Consider the following 17,252-nt stretch of genomic DNA (forward strand, 5'->3'; position numbering starts at 1 on the left):
CTGGCTTGACCGTTGGCGGCTTGGCCAGCTGGGACTGGAACATGCTGACCGGCGTGATCAACTGGTCCGAAGCGCATTACAGGATGGAAGGCTATGAGGTCGGGGAGGTCGTTCCGACTTACGAGACATGGATCGCGCGCGTCCATCCCGACGATCGGGCATCGACCGAAAAAGCCCTATCAACGGCACGCGACAAGCATACCGATTACGAGCACGGCTTCCGCTCTCTTCACCCCGATGGCACGATCCGCTTCCTGTATGCGCGCGGCATCTTCTTCTACGACGCGGACGGTCAGCCTGTTCGCATGATCGGCATCATGGAAGATGTCACCGATGCGCGGTCGGCGGAAGAGAGGCTGCGGGCGAGCGAGGAGCAGTTCCGCCAGTTCGGCGAAGCGTCTTCGGACGTGCTGTGGCTGCGCGACGCCGAAACCCTCCAATGGGTTTATCTGACGCCTGCCTTCGAGACGATCTATGGCCTGGATCGCGAGCAGGCGACCAGCGGCAACGATCTGCGCAACTGGGTCGAACTCATCCTGCCGGAAGACCGCGAGCACGCCATTGGCGAGATCCGCCGCGTCAGGAAGGGCGAGCGGGCGGCGTTCGAATATCGCGTCCGCCGTCCTGTCGACGGACAGATCCGGTGGTTGCGGAACACGGACTTTCCGATCTTCGATGCCGACGGCACCGTGCGGCAGATCGGCGGCATCGGGCGTGACATCACCGATGAACGTGCGACGGCCAAGCGCATGGAGGTCCTGGTCGCCGAGCTTCAGCACCGCACCCGCAATCTCATCGCCGTCGTGCGGTCGATGGCCGACAAGACCCTGCGAAGCAGCGGCGACCTCTCGGATTTCAGAAGCCGCTTCCGTGAGCGGTTGGATGCGCTGGCGCGCGTGCAAGGCTTGTTGTCTCGCCTGAAGGAAGGTGATCGCGTAACCTTCGACGAGTTGATCCACACTGAGCTTGCGGCCCATGGCGTGACGGAGGGCCATTACGGCTCGACCATCGTGGAAGGCCCGGCGGACGTGCGCCTGCGCTCCATGACGGTTCAAACCCTAGCAATGGCCTTGCATGAACTGGCCACGAACGCCGTCAAATACGGTGCCTTGGGGCAAAGCTCCGGGCAGCTGACGATCACTTGGTCGCTGGAACCGTCAGGCCCAGGGAACAAACCGTGGCTCCACATAGATTGGCGTGAGACTGGGATCGTGATGCAGCCACCGGGTTCGGCTCCGCGCGGTTCGGGTCAAGGTCGCGAACTGATCGAGCAGGCACTACCCTATCAGCTCGATGCCAAGACCTCATACAAGCTTTTGCCTGATGGAGTTCATTGCACGATCTCGGTGCCGGTTTCCGCCACCACCTTGGAAGGTAACGAGCATGAATCAAGCGACCCTGCGTGACTGCCGCATCCTCGTGGTGGAAGACGAATATATGCTGGCCGATGAGTTGCGAAGCGAGTTGCTCGATGCTGGCGCGATCGTGCTTGGCCCTGTCGGCACGATTGAAGATGCGCTCGAACTGATTTCGGCCGAGACGGCGATGGACGGCGCGATCCTCGACATCAATCTGCGCGGCGAAATGGTCTTTCCCGCCGCCGATTTGCTGACACAGCGCAACGTGCCTTTCGCCTTCGCCACGGGCTATGAGGACTCGGCCATCCCCGATCGTTTCAAACAGATCACCCGCTGTGAAAAGCCGGTGGACCTGAACCGGATCACCCAGGCGCTGCGGCAGGTGGCGTGACCATCATCCGTGATGCGCAGGACTGGTCTGCCACAGCGATCCTATGATCTCGCGCTGAGGCACTTCGGTGGCCTCGGCCTGTTCCTTTGGTCTGCCTCTGCACCATAGAGGAGTATGATCCAGACGCACGAGGTCTTGGCGACTGGCTGCCAGAACTCAGTGCTCTACGATGTTGGCGGGTGGATCTGTTTCGACCTCGAGACTAGTGAGCAGCCGCAGCTTGATGTCGACAAAGGCCGGGTCGCCACGGTGGCGGGGTTTGGGAAGCGGGATGTCGACGATATCGGCGATACGGCCCGGGCGCGGCTCCATGACGACGACGCGATCGGACAGAAAAACGGCTTCCTCGACATCGTGCGTGACCATCAGCATGGTGATGCGCTCATGTTTCCAGATGCGCAGCAGCTCGGTTTGCAGCTTTGAGCGCGTGAGGCTGTCGAGGGCACCTAGTGGCTCATCCAGCAGAAGCACCCGGGGTTGCGGGGCCAGGCTGCGCGCGATGGCAGCGCGCTGCGACATGCCGCCCGAGAGTTGGTAGGGAAACGCGCGCTCGAAGCCGGCGAGACCGACAAGGGCGATCAAGTCGCTGACCCGCTGCTGCCGCTGCTGTGTTGTCAGCCCCGACTTGTGCAAACCGAGATCGACGTTCTGCTCCACCGTCAGCCAAGGCAGCAAACGGTGATCTTGAAACAGGATGCCGCGCGACAGGGAAGGGGCGGCAACCTTATCGCCTTCAACCGAGACCGTGCCGCGATCGGGCTGGTCGAGCCCGGCCAGCATGCGCAGCAAGGTCGACTTGCCGCAACCGCTCGGACCGATCAGACTGACGAACTCCCCTTCTGCCACGGTTAGCGAAACATCCCGCAACGCAGGAACGTCGGCGCCGGCCGTCGTGAAGGTGCGCGACACGCCCCGAACCTCGATGGCGACTGCTTGTTCAGGATGAGACAAGGCTGCCAGGCTCATGGATTGCGGTCCTCGAACATGCGGTAGGTGGGGTCGGTATGGGTTCCGCGAGGCTTGGCATTGCTCCAGCCCATCGCGCGGGCAAAGCCACCCATCAAGCCTGCCTCGATCAGGTCCTGTTCGACAACCGGATCATCCGCATCCATGATGGGCGAAACATAGAGCGCATCGGTGGGACAGTAGAGTTCGCACAGGAAGCAGGTCTGGCAGTCCGCCTTGCGCGCAATTACCGGCGGCTTGTTTGGCACGGCATCGAAGACGTTGTCCGGACAGGCCTTTACGCAGATGTTGCATTCGATGCAGCGGGTATCACTCACGAGCTCGATCATGGCCGGCTTTCCTGCCGTTTTGCTCGTGAGGACCCCGCCCAGATCGCGCCAAGGCCACCCGAAAGGATGCTGCCGCTTTGCTCCGGATCAGTGCCTGGGATGTCGACTCGCCTTTGAATGCCCCGCGTCTCCTTCCGCTGACGGGCACTGGCATTGATCCAGCGGGCCGTGGCCGCCATGGCCAGGATTTCCCGTGCCCTGATGGGATCGATCCGGTGCTGCAGATCCAACGCGTCTTGCCAGACCGTGTCGAGCGCTGCTGCCGACGCGTTCAGCCGGTCGGCTGTGCGCCAGAAGCCCCGATCCAGCGGTAGTGTTTCAGCCTGGATGGCGATGACAACTTCGTTTGCGTCAGCCTGTGCTGAACCAACGGCTCGTAAGTCCGCACCGCCGGCACCACGTGAGATGCGCTTGGCCTGCATCAAGCCGATCTTCATCGCGAAATTGGCGGCATTGACGCCGGACCACCGCCCCGTTGCGACGGCCCAGGAAGAGTTCGGACCACCGCCACCGCTTGACGCGCCAGCCATCGCTTCACGAGAGGCCGCATCGCCAGCCGCAAAGAGGCCGGGGATTTCTGTTGCAGTATCGTCGCCGACGATGAGGCCGCCATTGCCGCGAACGGTGCCTTCATAAAGCAGGCCGACTTCGAAACGCTGCGTGAAAGGATCGATGCCTTGCCGATCGAAGGGCATGAAGACATTGGGTTGGCCCCGCATGCCCGATTGGACCCGAGGCGAGGCTTTATCAAGAACCGCAAAGACCCGCCCGTTCTTCAGTCCAGCTGCAACTGCATCCTGCCGATCGCCTTTGCCACCGATGATCGTGCCGGCTTCATCGGTGAAGGTCGCCCAATAATAGACGATGCCCTTGGTCACCGAGCAATGAAGCGGTGCGATGCCGTATTGCCCGGTGAAATCCATACCAGAGAAGCTGGCTCCGGCTTCTGCAGCCATCAGGTAACCGTCGCCAGTGAGGTTGCGGGTGCCGAGCGCGCCGGACAGAAAGGCGCAGCCGCCCGACGCGATCACAACCGCGCCGGCTTTGACCTGCCAGCCTTCACCATCCACGCGCCGCACGCCACGGGCACCACTCACGATGCCATCTGACGTCAGCAGCTCAAGCGCCGGACTCTGGTCGAGGATGGTGACGCCGTTCTTGATCAATCGCTGACGCAGAAAGCGCAGATAATCCACGCCGCGCATCGATCCGCGCCAAGGCGTGCCATCCTCGATGGTGGGAAAGCGATAACCCCAGTCGGCAAGCCGGTTAAGCTGGATGTAGGTTTCTTCCAGAACGCGGTCGACCACATCTGCGCGCACCAGGCCAAGGCCTTTCGCCTCGCGCTGGGCAATCGCCTTGTCGCGTGGAGCCCCTGGTGCCGCGTCGATGATCGAGGAATTACCGGCAGCCGTTGCTCCAGACGTACCGACATAGCCCTTCTCGGCGAGGATAACGGTGGCGCCTGCTTCGCGAGCACACAGGGCCGCCCAGCACCCGGCTGGTCCCCCGCCGATAACAAGAACGTCGGCTATCAGGTTCTGGCTGCTTTGGCTGGATGCGGTCATGTCGACGGTGCTCGCCATTTGAAGGCTCGTCGCGAGGCAAAAGCGAGAAGGCGGTTGAGAGCGAAGCCGACAAGGCCGATGGCGAGGATGCCGACGATCACACCGTCCATCGAGCCGCGCATCCGGGATGCTGCGAGGATGATGCCGAGGCCGTCTCCTGCGGAGATGAAGTATTCCGCGCCGATCGTGGATAGCCAGGCGGTTGCGACGGCCAGCTCCAGTCCTGCCAGGATCGAGGGGGCTGCGGCAGGCAGGATGATCCGGCGAATGGTCTGCCAGCGGGAAAGCTCCATTACCCGGCCAACTTCGAGGTAAGGCAGAGGCACGCCGCGGCAGCCGGCTTCGACATTGACGACGGTCGGGTAAAACGCACCGATCGCGATCAGGGCGATCATCGTCTGGCCGCCGATGCCCAGCCATGCGGTCAGCAGCGGCATCCAGGCAAAGACAGCGATCTGCCGCAAGGCGTGGAAGGTCGGACTGATGACACGCCCAGCGGCTGAGGACAGGCCAATCAGCAGGCCGATCGCCAGACCTGAAGCCGCGCCGAGCGCGAAGCCGATCAGCAGGCGCAGCAGGGTGGCGGTTGTTCCGGCCAGCAAGGTGCCGTCATTGACGAACTGCGCGATCGCGGCGCCGATGCGGCTGAAGCTGACGAAAATATAGTTGTTGCCGAGCCCGTTCGCCGAAACGACCCACCAAGCCAACAGGATGGTCGCCGGCAGCACAAGACCGCGCAGGTCGAGGCGAGTGCGGGTGCGCATGCTCATCCGGCCGACCGTGCTTGCCAAAGTGTGAGATGCTTCTCAGCACGCAACATCAGTCGGTCGAGCGTCCAGCCGATTAGGCCGACAAGGATCATCGTGACGATGACGACGTCGAGATAAAACAGCTTGCGGCCCCAATTCATGAGGTAGCCTATGCCCGACGAGGAGGCGATCAGTTCCACCACCACAAGCGCCTGCCATCCTTTGGATAGAGCGAGGCGGAAGCCGGCGAACAAGGAAGGAAGAATGGCCGGAATGATGACCTTGCGCAGGGTCTGGCCGCGAGGCAGTTCAAGGACCCGGGCGACTTCCAGGTAGCGTTGCGGCAGCGCGCGGGTGCCCTCGTAGCTTGTGACAAGCAGCGGGAAGAAACAGGTCTTCGCGATCATCGCGAATTTCAGCGACTCGCCGACACCCAGGATCAACATCAGGAATGGCAACCAGCCAAGTGTCGGCACCAGCCAGATCATTCGGATCGTCGGCCCCACATAGGCCTCGAAGCTCTCGGAGCGCGCCATCATCACGCCGCATGCCAGACCGAGACTACCGCCAATCGCCAGGCCGACAAGCACGCGCATGAAGCTGATGCCGACTTCGGCAAAGATCTGCCCCGATCCGAACAGCTCTGTTGCAGACTGGAGCACAAGCGCCGGTGCTGGAAGGATCAGCGGCGAAACCCATGCGTAAGCAGCAGCGGCTTGCCAAAGCGCAAGGATGAAAAGCGGCAGGATAAGTGCTGCCGCCCAATTGACGCCTGCTAAGCCGACTGCTTTCCCACGCATGCGAAAGCGCGACCTCAGGGAATGAGGCAGCGCGGCAGTCTCGCGGAGGCTCTCGATAGTCATACGGCGTCCCGATCAGGCAATGCTTGGAAGGCGCAGCCCGGTCCTTGAATGCTCAGGCAGAAACGCTGCCGTCAGCCTTGCGGTTTGGCCAGGTCTTCTGAAGACCAAGCTCCGCAATGCCCTTGTCGATGAAGCTGCGATCGACCCAGCTCTTCAGGTCGACATCGCTGCGGATCAGCTTGTTCTCGTTTGCAAAGTCGATGCCGCCCTGGAACTGCGACAGGAAATAGTCGTCGATGACGGGTGTCAGTTCTTCGCCTAGGGCGACGCCGGCCAGATCCTTCTCCAGCGCGGCACGGTTCTCGCCGGCCTTCTCGTAAAGGGACAAGACGGCCGCGAAATTCTCCGGCTGTGCCGCGAACTGCGCGGCCTTGAGATAGGCGTTGACGACGCGCTGCGTTGTTTCCGGATATTTGGCAGCGAAATCTTCGGTGACGGAGAAGCCACCGAAGTTGTTTGCAGGGCTGATCTGGCCCTTCGACGTATAGATCAGCTTGGCATTGCCGTCCTCGGCAAGCTTCAGGAAGCCGGCACCACCCCAGCCGATGTCCACAGCACCCGATGCGATCGCGCCGATCTCGTCACCACCTTCAAGATCGAAAAGCTCGACGTCGGACTCTTTCAAGCCGTGCTGCTCAAGCACCCGGATGAAAGCGAGGTGCGGTGCCGTTCCCCGGCCGATCGCGGCGCGGAGACCTTTGAGGTCAGCGACCGTCTTGACGTCCAACCCGTTGCGAACCACGAGATAAGAATGACCGATGCCGACCGAGGCAAGCAGCTTGGTCGGCAGGCCACGTGACTTGCCGGTGATGTGCGGGAAGCCGCCATAGCGCGCAAAGTCGACCTGACCATTGGCAATGGCTTCGTTGATGGCCGGGCCGCTGCCGGCAGGATAGGTGAAGGTGAGTTCGACATCGTCTTTCTCGAACTCCTTGGCCAAAAACCCGCCGGAATGGGCAATTCCAAGAATGCCGGTGGTGAAGGGTTGGCCATAATCCGCCGGATTGCCGAAGAATCGGATTTGCTTGGGCAAAGTCTCGGCTGCGGAAGCACGGCGCCCGGTCGCAGCAACGGCGATGCCTGCGGCTCCGACCTGAAGAAAACGCCGGCGATTAAAGGAAACTAGGGTCACAAATGCACTCCGCGGATTTGTCTATGAGATTAGTAGACATTCAATCGAAGCGCTTCGTCAACGCCGCTCCCCATAGCGGACAGAGTGGTCGAAAACGAACAATCCCTGGATAGTCGAGGGCGCGAAAAACTTGTTCTGCTGCTGGCGGAGGGTAGAAAATACACTTGGCCGCCAGGCGTGCATGAGAGGAGGAATAATTTTCCTCTCCTACATGATACTTCGATGTTTGTAGAACTGCGGGTAAAAACAGGAGAGATTAGGAAGGGGCGCGAACTTTGCTCGCTGGAGGCCTAGAAGAGGCTGGTCTGATCGGGCTGGCTCTGCGCCGGTCCGGTGAACTCGCCGCGGCGGGTAAGCTCGGTTTGGGCGGTGAAACGGATGTCCGTGTCGCGATCCCTAGCGAAGGCTTGCAGCACATCCGAGGAGAGCCGGTTCCAGGACTTTCCACGCTCGGGTCCAGCGGGCACGCGCGGCAGCAGACCAGGTTCCCTGCTCCAGGCGATGAGCTGCTCGGCGGATGCCTCGTTCAGCATATCGCGCAGATGGTGCGCGGTAACATAGGCGTCCGGCATGGCTCGATGGGCTGGCAGGCCGATTTCACGAACAAGCCCTTCGGGCATGCGCTGGTAACGCAGCATCTGGTTGGAAAAGCGAGGAAGATGCGGCCATAAACGCAGCGCGCATTTCCAGGTGCAGATCCAGTCGGCGTTCCCGGTGAACCTCGGCGTGCAATAGCGCTGCTCGAAGGCAGCGCGATGGGCAGCAAGGGCAAGGACACCCTTCTCGGGCCGCAGAACGCTGGATGCGATGGTCTTCCAGAACGGCGCATCGGCGACATCGGCATCGATGATGTGGTGAACAGCCATGGTGTCAGGCAGGATCGGACGACCCGGATTAACCAGCAGCGCGCCACGCTCCTCATTGACATGCCAGCGCCCATCGCTGCCCTGTGCAACATCCTGCCAGCCGATCTCGCAGACATGATGCGGACCGTTTCCGGCGGTCTCGAGATCAATCACGCGAATGGGTGGCAAAGGCATCAGCCTAAGCTAGGCAGCCTTCGTAAGATCACAACGCGATCAAGCATAAATTGTCAGCGCTTTGCGTGAGCGGTGTCAGGTCTGGACGGATCCAGAACATTCGCGATCTCTGCGCATACCGCACGAACTTAGATCGCGGCAGTGTTTGCCACGTGGCCGGGCACATCGGCGATACGCCCAGCATCTTCACCGTTCCTGCTTTGCGTCAACAAGAGCAGCCAAGTCGCAACTTATCAACGGGAGGGTGCGTAGGATGTGCTCATTGAGCATCCCGGCATGAGTTGCCAAATGCTCACTTGGCTTGAATGTCGTTGGCGCCATCCTGCGTGCCGTTGAAGCCGCGATAGCGGCGGTGGCTGCGGGTCAAATGCGCCTGCATGGCCTTCCTGGCGCCTTCGACGTCGCCGGAGCTGATCGCATCGCAGATCGCGCGGTGCTCCACCACTGTGTTGTGAATGTAGTCACGCGTGATGAGTGATGGATGCAGATTGCGCGAAAAGGTCTGCTGCGGCATGATTTTTCGGCTCATGACACTGAAAAATTCGGTGAAAGCGGAATTGTTGGTCGCTTCTGCGATCGAACGGTGGAAGGCGAAGTCATGGTCGTCGAGACCCTCTTCCTCCTCGACGGCTGCTTCGAACTGCTTCAGGGCATCCCACATATTCGCTTCCTGAGCCCAGGACCGACGCTGAGCTGCGAGCCCGGCCGCATGCACTTCAAAGGCCATGCGCAACTCCAGTAGATCCAGAAAGGGGAGCGACAAGCGAGCCAGAGGATCCAGCACCGAGGCGTGTGGTTCGGCAGCGGCAGCCTTGCTGTGGTCGCGAATGAAGATGCCAACGCCGTGGCGGGCATCCAGAACACCTTCGGAGCGAAGCGAAGCAACGGCCTCGCGGATGACCGTACGGCTGACACCCAGCTGGTCGCCCAGTTCGGCTAGCGTCGGCAGTTTATCTCCGGTCTGCAGTGTCCCATCGCTGATCAGGGCTTTGAGACTGTCGATCGTGCGTGAGGTCAGAGATTTCAATCTGTTCATCCGGCGGTGACGCTCATTGATCGCTTGATATCGCTCACTGATCGGCTGCGCAAGATAGCATCACTGCGGAAGAGATAATATCATTAAGGTGCCACGGGTGAACGCTCTTAATGTGTGCGCACATCATCCCCCTCTGCCGTATCTGCAGGCGTTCTTTCTTATCCCCTGTGCAGGAAAAAACCTCTGGAAAGTTCGCACCCCCTTCCACTTTACACAAGCTGAAACGGAAAAGAAATGTTTGATAGCAATAGGATAAGAAAGTTTTGTTGAGCCGTATGGTGCGAGCAACTCTCGTACAGATCAGCCTTGACAACTCGTATTATATCCGCAAATTTACCGTCATAAGAAAGGCAAGTGATAATATCACATTGATCTCCAAGCATGCTTGGAGACTGAGCCTACAAAGGGAACATGCAATGGGACTTGTCTCATCCAGGATGGCGGAGCTTGGTCTGAGCCTGCCTGAAATCACCTTGCCGAGCGGGACCTATGTGCCGTTCAGATTGAGCGGGCAGACGCTTTACATATCAGGACAAGTTCCTCGCATCGATGGTGTGGACGCTTATCTCGGGGTGGTCGGTCAGGATATGGATGTTGCTGAAGCCTACCAGGCTGCCAGAGTTTGCGCGCTCAATCTGCTTGCAAGAGCCGCTTCTGCCTTGGATGGCGATCTCGATCGTATTGCGGCGGTCTTGCAACTGCGTGGTTTCGTCAATGCCATCCCCGCCTTCAAGGATCATCCAGCGGTTATCGATGGTGCTTCCGATCTTCTGGTTGAAGTGCTCGGAGAGAAGGGAAGGCATGCGCGTACCGCCCTTGGAGCGGGCTCCTTGCCACGCGGTTTCGCGGTCGAGGTCGATGCCATTTTTGAGGTTCAGCCCTAAAGGGCCGAGCCGTTTCAGCTGATTTCTACGAAGCGAGAGATAGATGTCTGAAAACGCCATCCAGATGAGCGCCGTCAACAAGTGGTACGGTCCGCTCCATGTTCTCAAGAACATCGATCTGAGCGTCAATCGAGGCGAGCACATCGTGTTGTGCGGCCCGTCCGGCTCGGGCAAGTCGACGCTCATCCGCTGCATCAACCACCTTGAGGAAATCCAGGAAGGTACGATCGACGTCAACGGGACGCGTCTCGGACATACAGGTGCGAATGTCGATCATATTCGCCGCGATGTCGGCATGGTGTTCCAGCAGTTCAACCTGTTCCCCCATATGACGGTGCTGGAGAACTGCATGCTGGCGCCGCGCCGCGTACACAAGGCGTCCAGCGCGCAGGCCAAGGAAAAGGCCATGCACTTCCTGGATCGGGTTCATATTGCGGAGCAGGCGAACAAGTATCCGGCACAGCTGTCCGGCGGCCAGCAGCAGCGCGTGGCCATCGCGCGCGCACTTTGCATGGGCCCCAAGATCATGCTGTTCGATGAGCCGACATCCGCCCTTGATCCGGAAATGGTCAAGGAAGTGCTGGATACGATGATCTCGCTGGCCGATGACGGCATCACCATGATCTGCGTGACGCATGAAATGGGCTTCGCCCGTGCGGTGGCGCATCGCGTGATCTTCATGGATCGCGGCGAGATCATCGAAAGCGCGCCGCCCACCGAGTTTTTCGGAAATCCCAAGCACGAACGCGCCAAGGCCTTCCTCGGCCAGATCCTCAGTCACTGACGCGAAAGAGAGATCGTACGGGCACAAGAAAAGGCAGCGCGCATGCAACACACATTCGATTTTGCCCCCGTTCTGGACGCTTGGCCGGCGCTGCTGCAAGGCGCACTCCAGACACTGAAGATTTCCGGCATCTCGATGGCGCTGGGGCTGTGTCTCGGCATCATCTTCATGCTGATGCGCATGAGCCCTGTCAAAGCCGTCTCGGCGGTAGCGCTCGCCTATATCGAGGTGATCCGCAACACGCCGTTCCTGGTGCAGGTCTTCTTCATCTTCTTCGGCATGCCGTCCCTGGGCATCACGCTGACGGCGGAACAGGCAGCCATCCTGGCGATGACGCTCAACTGCGCAGCCTATTCGGCGGAGATTGTGCGTGGCGGCGTGGAGTCGATCCGAAAAGGACAGATCGAGGCGGGTCGTGCGCTTGGGCTCCATACGTTCGATGTCTACCGCTACATCATCTTCCGGCCGGCCATCCGCGCGGTTTATCCCGCTTTGTGCAGCCAGTTCATTCTGATGATGCTGAACTCCAGCCTGGTGGCCTCGGTCTCGGCGGAAGAGCTGACCTATGTCGGCCAGAGCATCGATGCGGAAACATTCCGCAGCTTCGAGGTCTATTTCGTCCTCGGCGTCATCTATCTCGCTTTGTCGCAGTTCTTCTCCATCGTTCTGCAGCTCATCGGCAAAGCCTACTTCTCTTATCCGACAAAGTGAGTTCGAGCCGATGATCCGCAGTTTCGGTACCTCAGAATTCCTGTTCATCCTGGAAGCGGCAAAATGGACGATCCTTATGTCCGTTCTGGCCTTCATCGTTGGCGGCAGCGGCGGCCTGATGGTTGCACTCGCCCGCACGAGCAACAGCAAGGTGCTGCGTTGGGCAGCCACGGTCTACATCCAGATCTTCCAGGGCACGCCGCTCCTGATCCAGCTGTTCTTCGTGTATTTCGGCCTGCCGCTGCTCGGCATCAAGGTCGATGTCTGGGTCGCGCTGATCATCGGCCTGTCGCTTCATACCAGCGCCTTTCTGGGTGAGATCTGGCGCGGCAGCATCCAGGCTGTTCCTTCGGGCCAGAGCGAAGCAGCGCGGGCGCTTGGCATCGGTTATGTCAGCCTGATGAAGGATGTGGTGCTGCCTCAGGCCTTCCGCATCGGCCTGCCCGCCACGATTGGCTTCCTTGTCAACCTCATCAAGGGCACGGCGCTGGCCGCATTGCTCGGCGTGGTGGAACTCACTCGATCCGGCCAGTTGATGGCCAACATCACCTTCGAGCCGCTCAAGGTCTACGGCGCGGTCGGCTTCCTTTACTTCATTATCTGCCTGCCGCTGACCTACGCCAGCGGTCGGATCGAACGACGCCTGAATGCCGGACACTGAATAAACCAAGAAACAAAACCAGAGGTAAGAACATGATCAAACAGCTTTTCTCTTTCGCAAAGCCCGCACTCGGCGTGGTCACCGCACTCGTCATGTCGGCATCCATGATGAGCGCTGCTCAAGCCATCACGCCGGAGGAAATCAAGGCCAAGGGTGTCGCCGTGGTCGGCGTGCAGATGGATCAATTTCCCTGGGGGTTCATCAACGAAAATGGCGAGAACGATGGTTATGACGTCGAAGTCGCCAAGCTCATCGCAGAGGAACTGGGGGTCAAACTGCAGTTCGAGCGCATCACCGGCCAGAACCGCATCCCCTTGCTGACCGGCGGCATGGTCGACTTCCTCGTTCCATCCATGACCATCACGCCGGAACGCGCAAAGGTCGTTCAATATGTTCTGCCTTACTCCGCCAACGACATCACGGTCTGGGCGAAGACCGACGCCGACATCAAGGGCAATGAGGATCTCGGCAAGTTCGTGATCGGCGTCAACCGCGGCAGCGTGTTCGATCCCGTCCTCAAGAAGGCAGCGCCTGAAGGCACCGAGATCAAACGCTTCGATGACGACGCCACCACCGTGCAGGCGCTGTTGTCCGGCCAGGTCGATGCCATCGTAGGCAGCTTGACCTATGGTTTGGTGATCGAAAAGACCGGCAACGCCGAAAAGTACAACCGCAAGTACAAGCTCGCCGACAATTTTCAGGGCATGGCCGTTCGCAAGGGCGAGCAGGAGATGCTCGACTTCCTGAACGATTTCGTCACGCGCCGCACGGCGGATGGTTCGCTCGATACGCTCTACAAGAAGTGGATCGGCCTCGATCGTCCGAAGCTGCCCACCACGCTTGAAGGCATCGACTTCACCGGCAAGCAGTAATCGCATCCGGCGGGCGCACATCGCGCCCGCACCCCTCTCTCAACTTTTCCAACCAACTTGAACTCGCGGCACTCATGACCGCGGGAACCCTCACGCGCGCCTGAAGATCAACCTTCAGCGACCGCCTTAAACAACGATCTCATCTCGGGAGTTACGCATCAACATGACGACAGATGGTGAACTGATCAGGGTCGGCGTCGATATCGGCGGCACCTTCACCGATGTGGCGCTGGAGGTGGGCTCGGTGCTTCATTCGACCAAGGTCCTCACGGACTACGCCTTTCCGGAAGCCGCGATCGTCAAGGGCATCCGCGAAGTGGTGGAAAAAGCCGGGATTGAAGTGTCGCAAATCGATACGGTGATCCACGGGACGACGCTGGCCACAAACGCACTGATCGAGCGCCGTGGTGCCAAGACGGCCTTCGTCACTACCAAGGGTTTCCGCGATGTCATCGAGATGCGCACCGAAAGCCGCTTTGAGCAATACGATCTCGACATCGTGCTGCCGGCGCCGTTGGTGGGACGTGCAGACCGCTTTGTGCTCGATGAGCGCATGGGTGCCAATGGCGAGCCGCTGAAGCCGCTCGATGATGCCGAAGTCGATACCTTGTGCGACAAGATCATCGCCAAAGGTTATGACAGCGTCGCGGTCGGCTTCATCCATTCCTATCTGAACGGCGCGCATGAACGCCGCTTCCGCGATCGCCTGTTGGCAAAGAAGCCGGACCAGTCAGTCTCCATCTCCTCGGAAGTCTCGCCACAGATGCGCGAGTTCCAGCGCTTCAACACGGTTTGCGCCAACGCTTACGTAAAGCCGCTGATGGCCTCCTACCTCAATCGTCTGGTCGGGCGTCTGCGCGAAGAAGGCCTGGTTTCGCCAGTCTTCATGATCCATTCCGGTGGCGGCATCATCAGCGTCGAGAGCGCTGTCGAGTTCCCCGTCCGCCTGCTAGAATCCGGCCCAGCCGGTGGCGCGATCTTTGCCGCCCATATCGCTGCCAATCATAGCCTCGATCAGGTCGTGTCCTATGATATGGGCGGCACCACGGCCAAGATCTGCCTTATCGAGCAGCAAACGCCCAAGACGTCCAAGACCTTTGAAGTGGCGCGCACCACGCGCTTCAAGAAGGGCAGCGGCATGCCGATCTCCATTCCGGTGATCGAGATGGTCGAGATCGGTGCCGGCGGCGGCTCGATCGCGACCGTGGATACGATGCGCCAGATCCGCGTCGGCCCGCACAGCGCCGGCTCCGAACCCGGGCCGGCCTGCTATGATCGTGGCGGCACGCACCCCACCGTCACCGATGCCGACGTGATCCTCGGCCGGCTCGATCCCGACAGCTTCGCCGGCGGCTCCATGAAATTGTCACGCACCGCCTCCGAAAGCGCGATGGATGCCGATATCGGCAGCAAGCTCGGTGCCGATGTCGCGACGGCTGCTTATGGTCTGAGCGAGGTCGTTGACGAGAACATGAGCAATGCCGCGCGCATGCATGCGGTGGAAAACGGCAAGGAACTGTCTGAGTTCACCATGATCGCCTTTGGCGGTGCCGCACCCGTTCACGCGGCACGGCTTTGTGAGAAGCTCGGCGTCAACGACCTGCTGATCCCGCCCGGTGCCGGCGTCGGTTCCGCCATCGGGTTCCTGCGCGCGCCCTTCGGTTTTGAATCGGTCCGCAGTGCCTACAGCCGCCTGAGCAAGTTCGAGGGTGCCGCCATCAATGCGGTGATCAACGATCTTGTCACGGAGGCCACGTCCTTCGTGCGCTCCGGCGCGCCTGACGCGGACCCTTCCCTCGAATGCACCGCTTACATGCGCTACGTCGGACAGGGCTGGGAAGTGCCGGTGGCCATCGACGTGCGCGACTACGCGGATGCCGATGCCGAGCTTTTCCGCAAGCTGTTCGATGAATGCTATGAGCGCTTCTTCGGCCGGGTGATCGATGGTCTCGATGTGGAAATCGTCAGCTGGTCGCTGCGCGCCAGCGCGGAAGCAGCACCGACGTCGCCTGCTGCCCCCGTCAGCAAACAGGCTGCAGCCGTTTCCAGCGAAACCCGCCAGATCTTCGACGTCCTGGAAGAGCGCTTCCTCGACGCCGCCGTGGTCGAGCGCTCGGCCATGAAGCCGGGTGACTGGGTAGCCGGACCGGCCGTCATCACCGAACGCGAAACCTCGACCATCGTCACATCGAGCCGCGACGCCATCATGCAGGCAGACGGATGCCTGCTGCTGCGCGCCAAGGCCGCTTGAGGAGCTGAACCCATGTCCAAGTCCTTGCTCTCCGATGTCCACATGCAGATCATGTGGAACCGCTTGATCTCCGTCGTGGAAGAACAGGCAGTCACGCTGATCCGCACGGCCTTCAGCACCAGCGTGCGCGAGTCCGGCGATCTTTCCGCCGGCGTCTTCAACCGCGCCGGCCTGATGATCGCACAGGCCGTCACCGGCACGCCCGGCCACGTCAATGCCATGGCTGAAGCTGTCGGCCACTTCATCAACGATATCGGCCGCGACAATATCTTTGAAGGCGATGTCTTCATCACCAACGATCCGTGGAAGGGCACCGGCCACCTTCATGACTTCACGGTGGTTTCACCCAGCTTCCGCAACGGTCAACTGACCGGCTTCTTCGCCTGCACCGCGCATGTGGTTGATGTCGGTGGCCGCGGCTTCGGGCCGGACGCCAACGAAGTCTATGAAGAGGGCATCTTCGTCCCCATCATGAAGTTCGCGGAGCGCGGCGTGGTCAACAAGGACCTCGTCAACATCCTGCGCAACAATGTCCGCGAAAGCCATCAGGTGGTGGGTGACGTTTATTCGCTGGCTGCCTGTAACGAGATCGGTCACCGCCGCTTGATGGACATGATGGACGAGTTCTATCTCGACGATCTCGAAGGTCTCGCCGAGTTCATCTTCAAGCGCAGCTATGACGCCACGATCGACGCCCTGAAGGATCTGCCGCACGGCACCTATTCCAACACCATGCGTGTGGACGGTTATGGCGACCCGATCGACATCGCAGTACGGATCGACGTTTATCCCGACCACATCCTGGCGGATTTCACCGGCACCTCGGCGCCCAGCCCGAAGGGCATCAACTGCCCGCTGATCTATTCGGCCGCTTATGCCTGTTACGGGTTGAAGTGTTCCTTGGCACCGGAAATTCCCAACAACCATGCGTCGCTGTTACCTTTCAAGGTAACGGCGCCGACCGACTGCATTCTCAATGCACAGCGTCCAGCTCCTGTTTCCGTCCGTCACGTGCTCGGCCATCTCGTGCCCGATGCCGTTCTAGGCGCCGTCCACAAGATGCTGCCCGGCCGCGTTCCGGCGGAAGGCTCGGGCGCACTCTGGAACCTGCATGTCAGCGCTCGCCCTCTTACCGGCGAAAAGGCGCCGAAGGATGGCGGACAGCGCGCCGAAGTGCTGTTGTTCAACAGCGGTGGCGCCGGAGCGCGTTCCACGCTCGACGGCCTCAGCGCCACGGCGTTTCCCAGCGGCGTGCATTCCATGTCGATCGAGGCCACCGAGCATGTCGGCCCGGTGATCTTCTGGCGCAAGGAACTGCGTGACGGGTCGGGCGGTGCCGGCCAGTTCCGCGGCGGCCTCGGGCAGGTGGTCGAAATCTCCCCGACCGAGGGCCACGAAATCTACTTCAACGCCATGTTCGATCGCGTCAAGCATCCGGCGCGCGGGCGTGAAGGCGGCGAGGATGGTGCTGCCGGAGCCGTGTTGCTCGATGACGGAACAGTGCTGCAGGCAAAGGGTCGGCAGCATGTTCCAGCCGGACGCAGGCTCATCCTGGAACTGCCGGGCGGCGGTGGCTATGGGCCGGTCGAGAAACGCGAGCCGGAAGCGGCCAAACGCGATCGCGACTACGATTACGTGCCCGCCTGAGGCCATCCAT

General features: G+C 60.6%; 17 protein-coding genes. 9 read left to right on the top strand and 8 right to left on the bottom strand.

Annotated elements, in window-relative coordinates; all coding sequences use genetic code 11:
- Positions 1-5 precede the first annotated feature (5 nt).
- On the top strand, positions 6-1,406 hold the full coding sequence (locus IE166_RS21020; protein WP_453900732.1) for a sensor histidine kinase: 1,401 nt from the start codon (positions 6-8) through the stop codon (positions 1,404-1,406).
- Positions 1,384-1,749, top strand: a complete 366-nt coding sequence (locus IE166_RS00335; RefSeq protein WP_189500793.1) for a response regulator — start codon at positions 1,384-1,386, stop codon at positions 1,747-1,749. The genes IE166_RS21020 and IE166_RS00335 overlap by 23 nt, the downstream gene beginning before the upstream one ends.
- A gap of 156 nt (positions 1,750-1,905) precedes the next feature.
- On the opposite strand, the gene IE166_RS00340 is transcribed toward IE166_RS00335, so the two are convergent.
- From IE166_RS00340 to IE166_RS00375, 8 genes are all read right to left on the bottom strand, one after another.
- Positions 1,906-2,715, bottom strand: coding sequence for an ABC transporter ATP-binding protein (locus IE166_RS00340; protein ID WP_189500795.1), 810 nt, complete (start codon positions 2,713-2,715; stop codon positions 1,906-1,908).
- Positions 2,712-3,044, bottom strand: coding sequence for a 4Fe-4S dicluster domain-containing protein (locus IE166_RS00345; RefSeq protein WP_189500797.1), 333 nt, complete (start codon positions 3,042-3,044; stop codon positions 2,712-2,714). Before IE166_RS00345 ends, IE166_RS00340 begins: the two co-directional genes overlap by 4 nt.
- Positions 3,041-4,630: an FAD-dependent oxidoreductase gene (locus tag IE166_RS00350; RefSeq protein WP_244641271.1), complete on the bottom strand. Its 1,590-nt coding sequence runs from the start codon at positions 4,628-4,630 to the stop codon at positions 3,041-3,043. Before IE166_RS00350 ends, IE166_RS00345 begins: the two co-directional genes overlap by 4 nt.
- Positions 4,609-5,376, bottom strand: a complete 768-nt coding sequence (locus tag IE166_RS00355) for an ABC transporter permease (RefSeq protein WP_189500799.1) — start codon at positions 5,374-5,376, stop codon at positions 4,609-4,611. Before IE166_RS00355 ends, IE166_RS00350 begins: the two co-directional genes overlap by 22 nt.
- Before the next feature lie 2 nt (positions 5,377-5,378).
- Complete coding sequence (locus tag IE166_RS00360) at positions 5,379-6,161, bottom strand: ABC transporter permease (protein ID WP_189500801.1); 783 nt, start codon at positions 6,159-6,161, stop codon at positions 5,379-5,381.
- Between the two features lie 115 nt (positions 6,162-6,276).
- Positions 6,277-7,356, bottom strand: a complete 1,080-nt coding sequence (locus tag IE166_RS00365) for an ABC transporter substrate-binding protein (protein ID WP_189500803.1) — start codon at positions 7,354-7,356, stop codon at positions 6,277-6,279.
- Positions 7,357-7,646: 290 nt separating this feature from the next.
- Positions 7,647-8,375, bottom strand: coding sequence for a DNA polymerase III subunit epsilon (locus IE166_RS00370; RefSeq protein WP_244641272.1), 729 nt, complete (start codon positions 8,373-8,375; stop codon positions 7,647-7,649).
- Positions 8,376-8,688: 313 nt separating this feature from the next.
- On the bottom strand, positions 8,689-9,423 hold the full coding sequence (locus tag IE166_RS00375; protein WP_189500807.1) for a FadR/GntR family transcriptional regulator: 735 nt from the start codon (positions 9,421-9,423) through the stop codon (positions 8,689-8,691).
- Between the two features lie 425 nt (positions 9,424-9,848).
- Here IE166_RS00375 and IE166_RS00380 point away from each other — a divergent pair, with 425 nt between their 5' ends.
- The 7 genes from IE166_RS00380 (at position 9,849) to IE166_RS00410 (ending at position 17,242) form a co-directional block, all read left to right on the top strand.
- Positions 9,849-10,316, top strand: a complete 468-nt coding sequence (locus IE166_RS00380; protein ID WP_189503150.1) for a RidA family protein — start codon at positions 9,849-9,851, stop codon at positions 10,314-10,316.
- A 43-nt stretch (positions 10,317-10,359) separates the two neighbouring features.
- Positions 10,360-11,100: an amino acid ABC transporter ATP-binding protein gene (locus tag IE166_RS00385; protein ID WP_189500809.1), complete on the top strand. Its 741-nt coding sequence runs from the start codon at positions 10,360-10,362 to the stop codon at positions 11,098-11,100.
- 42 nt (positions 11,101-11,142) lie between these two features.
- A complete protein-coding gene (locus tag IE166_RS00390; protein WP_189500810.1) occupies positions 11,143-11,811 on the top strand; it encodes an amino acid ABC transporter permease in 669 nt (222 codons plus the stop codon).
- Between the two features lie 10 nt (positions 11,812-11,821).
- Positions 11,822-12,472 (top strand): amino acid ABC transporter permease, encoded by a 651-nt coding sequence (locus tag IE166_RS00395; protein ID WP_189500812.1) that lies wholly within the window; start codon positions 11,822-11,824, stop codon positions 12,470-12,472.
- 32 nt (positions 12,473-12,504) lie between these two features.
- Positions 12,505-13,344 (top strand): transporter substrate-binding domain-containing protein, encoded by an 840-nt coding sequence (locus IE166_RS00400; protein WP_189500814.1) that lies wholly within the window; start codon positions 12,505-12,507, stop codon positions 13,342-13,344.
- Positions 13,345-13,507: 163 nt separating this feature from the next.
- Positions 13,508-15,595 carry a hydantoinase/oxoprolinase family protein gene (locus tag IE166_RS00405; protein WP_189500816.1) on the top strand — a complete coding sequence of 696 codons (2,088 nt, stop codon included), beginning with the start codon at positions 13,508-13,510 and terminating at the stop codon, positions 15,593-15,595.
- Positions 15,596-15,607: 12 nt separating this feature from the next.
- Positions 15,608-17,242, top strand: coding sequence for a hydantoinase B/oxoprolinase family protein (locus tag IE166_RS00410; protein WP_189500819.1), 1,635 nt, complete (start codon positions 15,608-15,610; stop codon positions 17,240-17,242).
- Positions 17,243-17,252 lie beyond the last annotated feature (10 nt).

The organism is Tianweitania populi (assembly GCF_014652875.1).
Lineage (GTDB): Bacteria > Pseudomonadota > Alphaproteobacteria > Rhizobiales > Rhizobiaceae > Tianweitania > Tianweitania populi.

Coding starts and splice junctions, on each gene's coding strand:
- IE166_RS00410 (WP_189500819.1), top strand. CDS start 15,608: ATGTCCAAGTCCTTGCTCTCCGATGTCCACATGCAGATCATGTGGAAC.
- IE166_RS00395 (WP_189500812.1), top strand. CDS start 11,822: ATGATCCGCAGTTTCGGTACCTCAGAATTCCTGTTCATCCTGGAAGCG.
- IE166_RS00390 (WP_189500810.1), top strand. CDS start 11,143: ATGCAACACACATTCGATTTTGCCCCCGTTCTGGACGCTTGGCCGGCG.
- IE166_RS00345 (WP_189500797.1), bottom strand. CDS start 3,044: ATGATCGAGCTCGTGAGTGATACCCGCTGCATCGAATGCAACATCTGC.
- IE166_RS00350 (WP_244641271.1), bottom strand. CDS start 4,630: ATGGCGAGCACCGTCGACATGACCGCATCCAGCCAAAGCAGCCAGAAC.
- IE166_RS00405 (WP_189500816.1), top strand. CDS start 13,508: ATGACGACAGATGGTGAACTGATCAGGGTCGGCGTCGATATCGGCGGC.
- IE166_RS00380 (WP_189503150.1), top strand. CDS start 9,849: ATGGGACTTGTCTCATCCAGGATGGCGGAGCTTGGTCTGAGCCTGCCT.
- IE166_RS00355 (WP_189500799.1), bottom strand. CDS start 5,376: ATGCGCACCCGCACTCGCCTCGACCTGCGCGGTCTTGTGCTGCCGGCG.
- IE166_RS00385 (WP_189500809.1), top strand. CDS start 10,360: ATGTCTGAAAACGCCATCCAGATGAGCGCCGTCAACAAGTGGTACGGT.
- IE166_RS00360 (WP_189500801.1), bottom strand. CDS start 6,161: ATGCGTGGGAAAGCAGTCGGCTTAGCAGGCGTCAATTGGGCGGCAGCA.
- IE166_RS00400 (WP_189500814.1), top strand. CDS start 12,505: ATGATCAAACAGCTTTTCTCTTTCGCAAAGCCCGCACTCGGCGTGGTC.
- IE166_RS00335 (WP_189500793.1), top strand. CDS start 1,384: ATGAATCAAGCGACCCTGCGTGACTGCCGCATCCTCGTGGTGGAAGAC.
- IE166_RS00340 (WP_189500795.1), bottom strand. CDS start 2,715: ATGAGCCTGGCAGCCTTGTCTCATCCTGAACAAGCAGTCGCCATCGAG.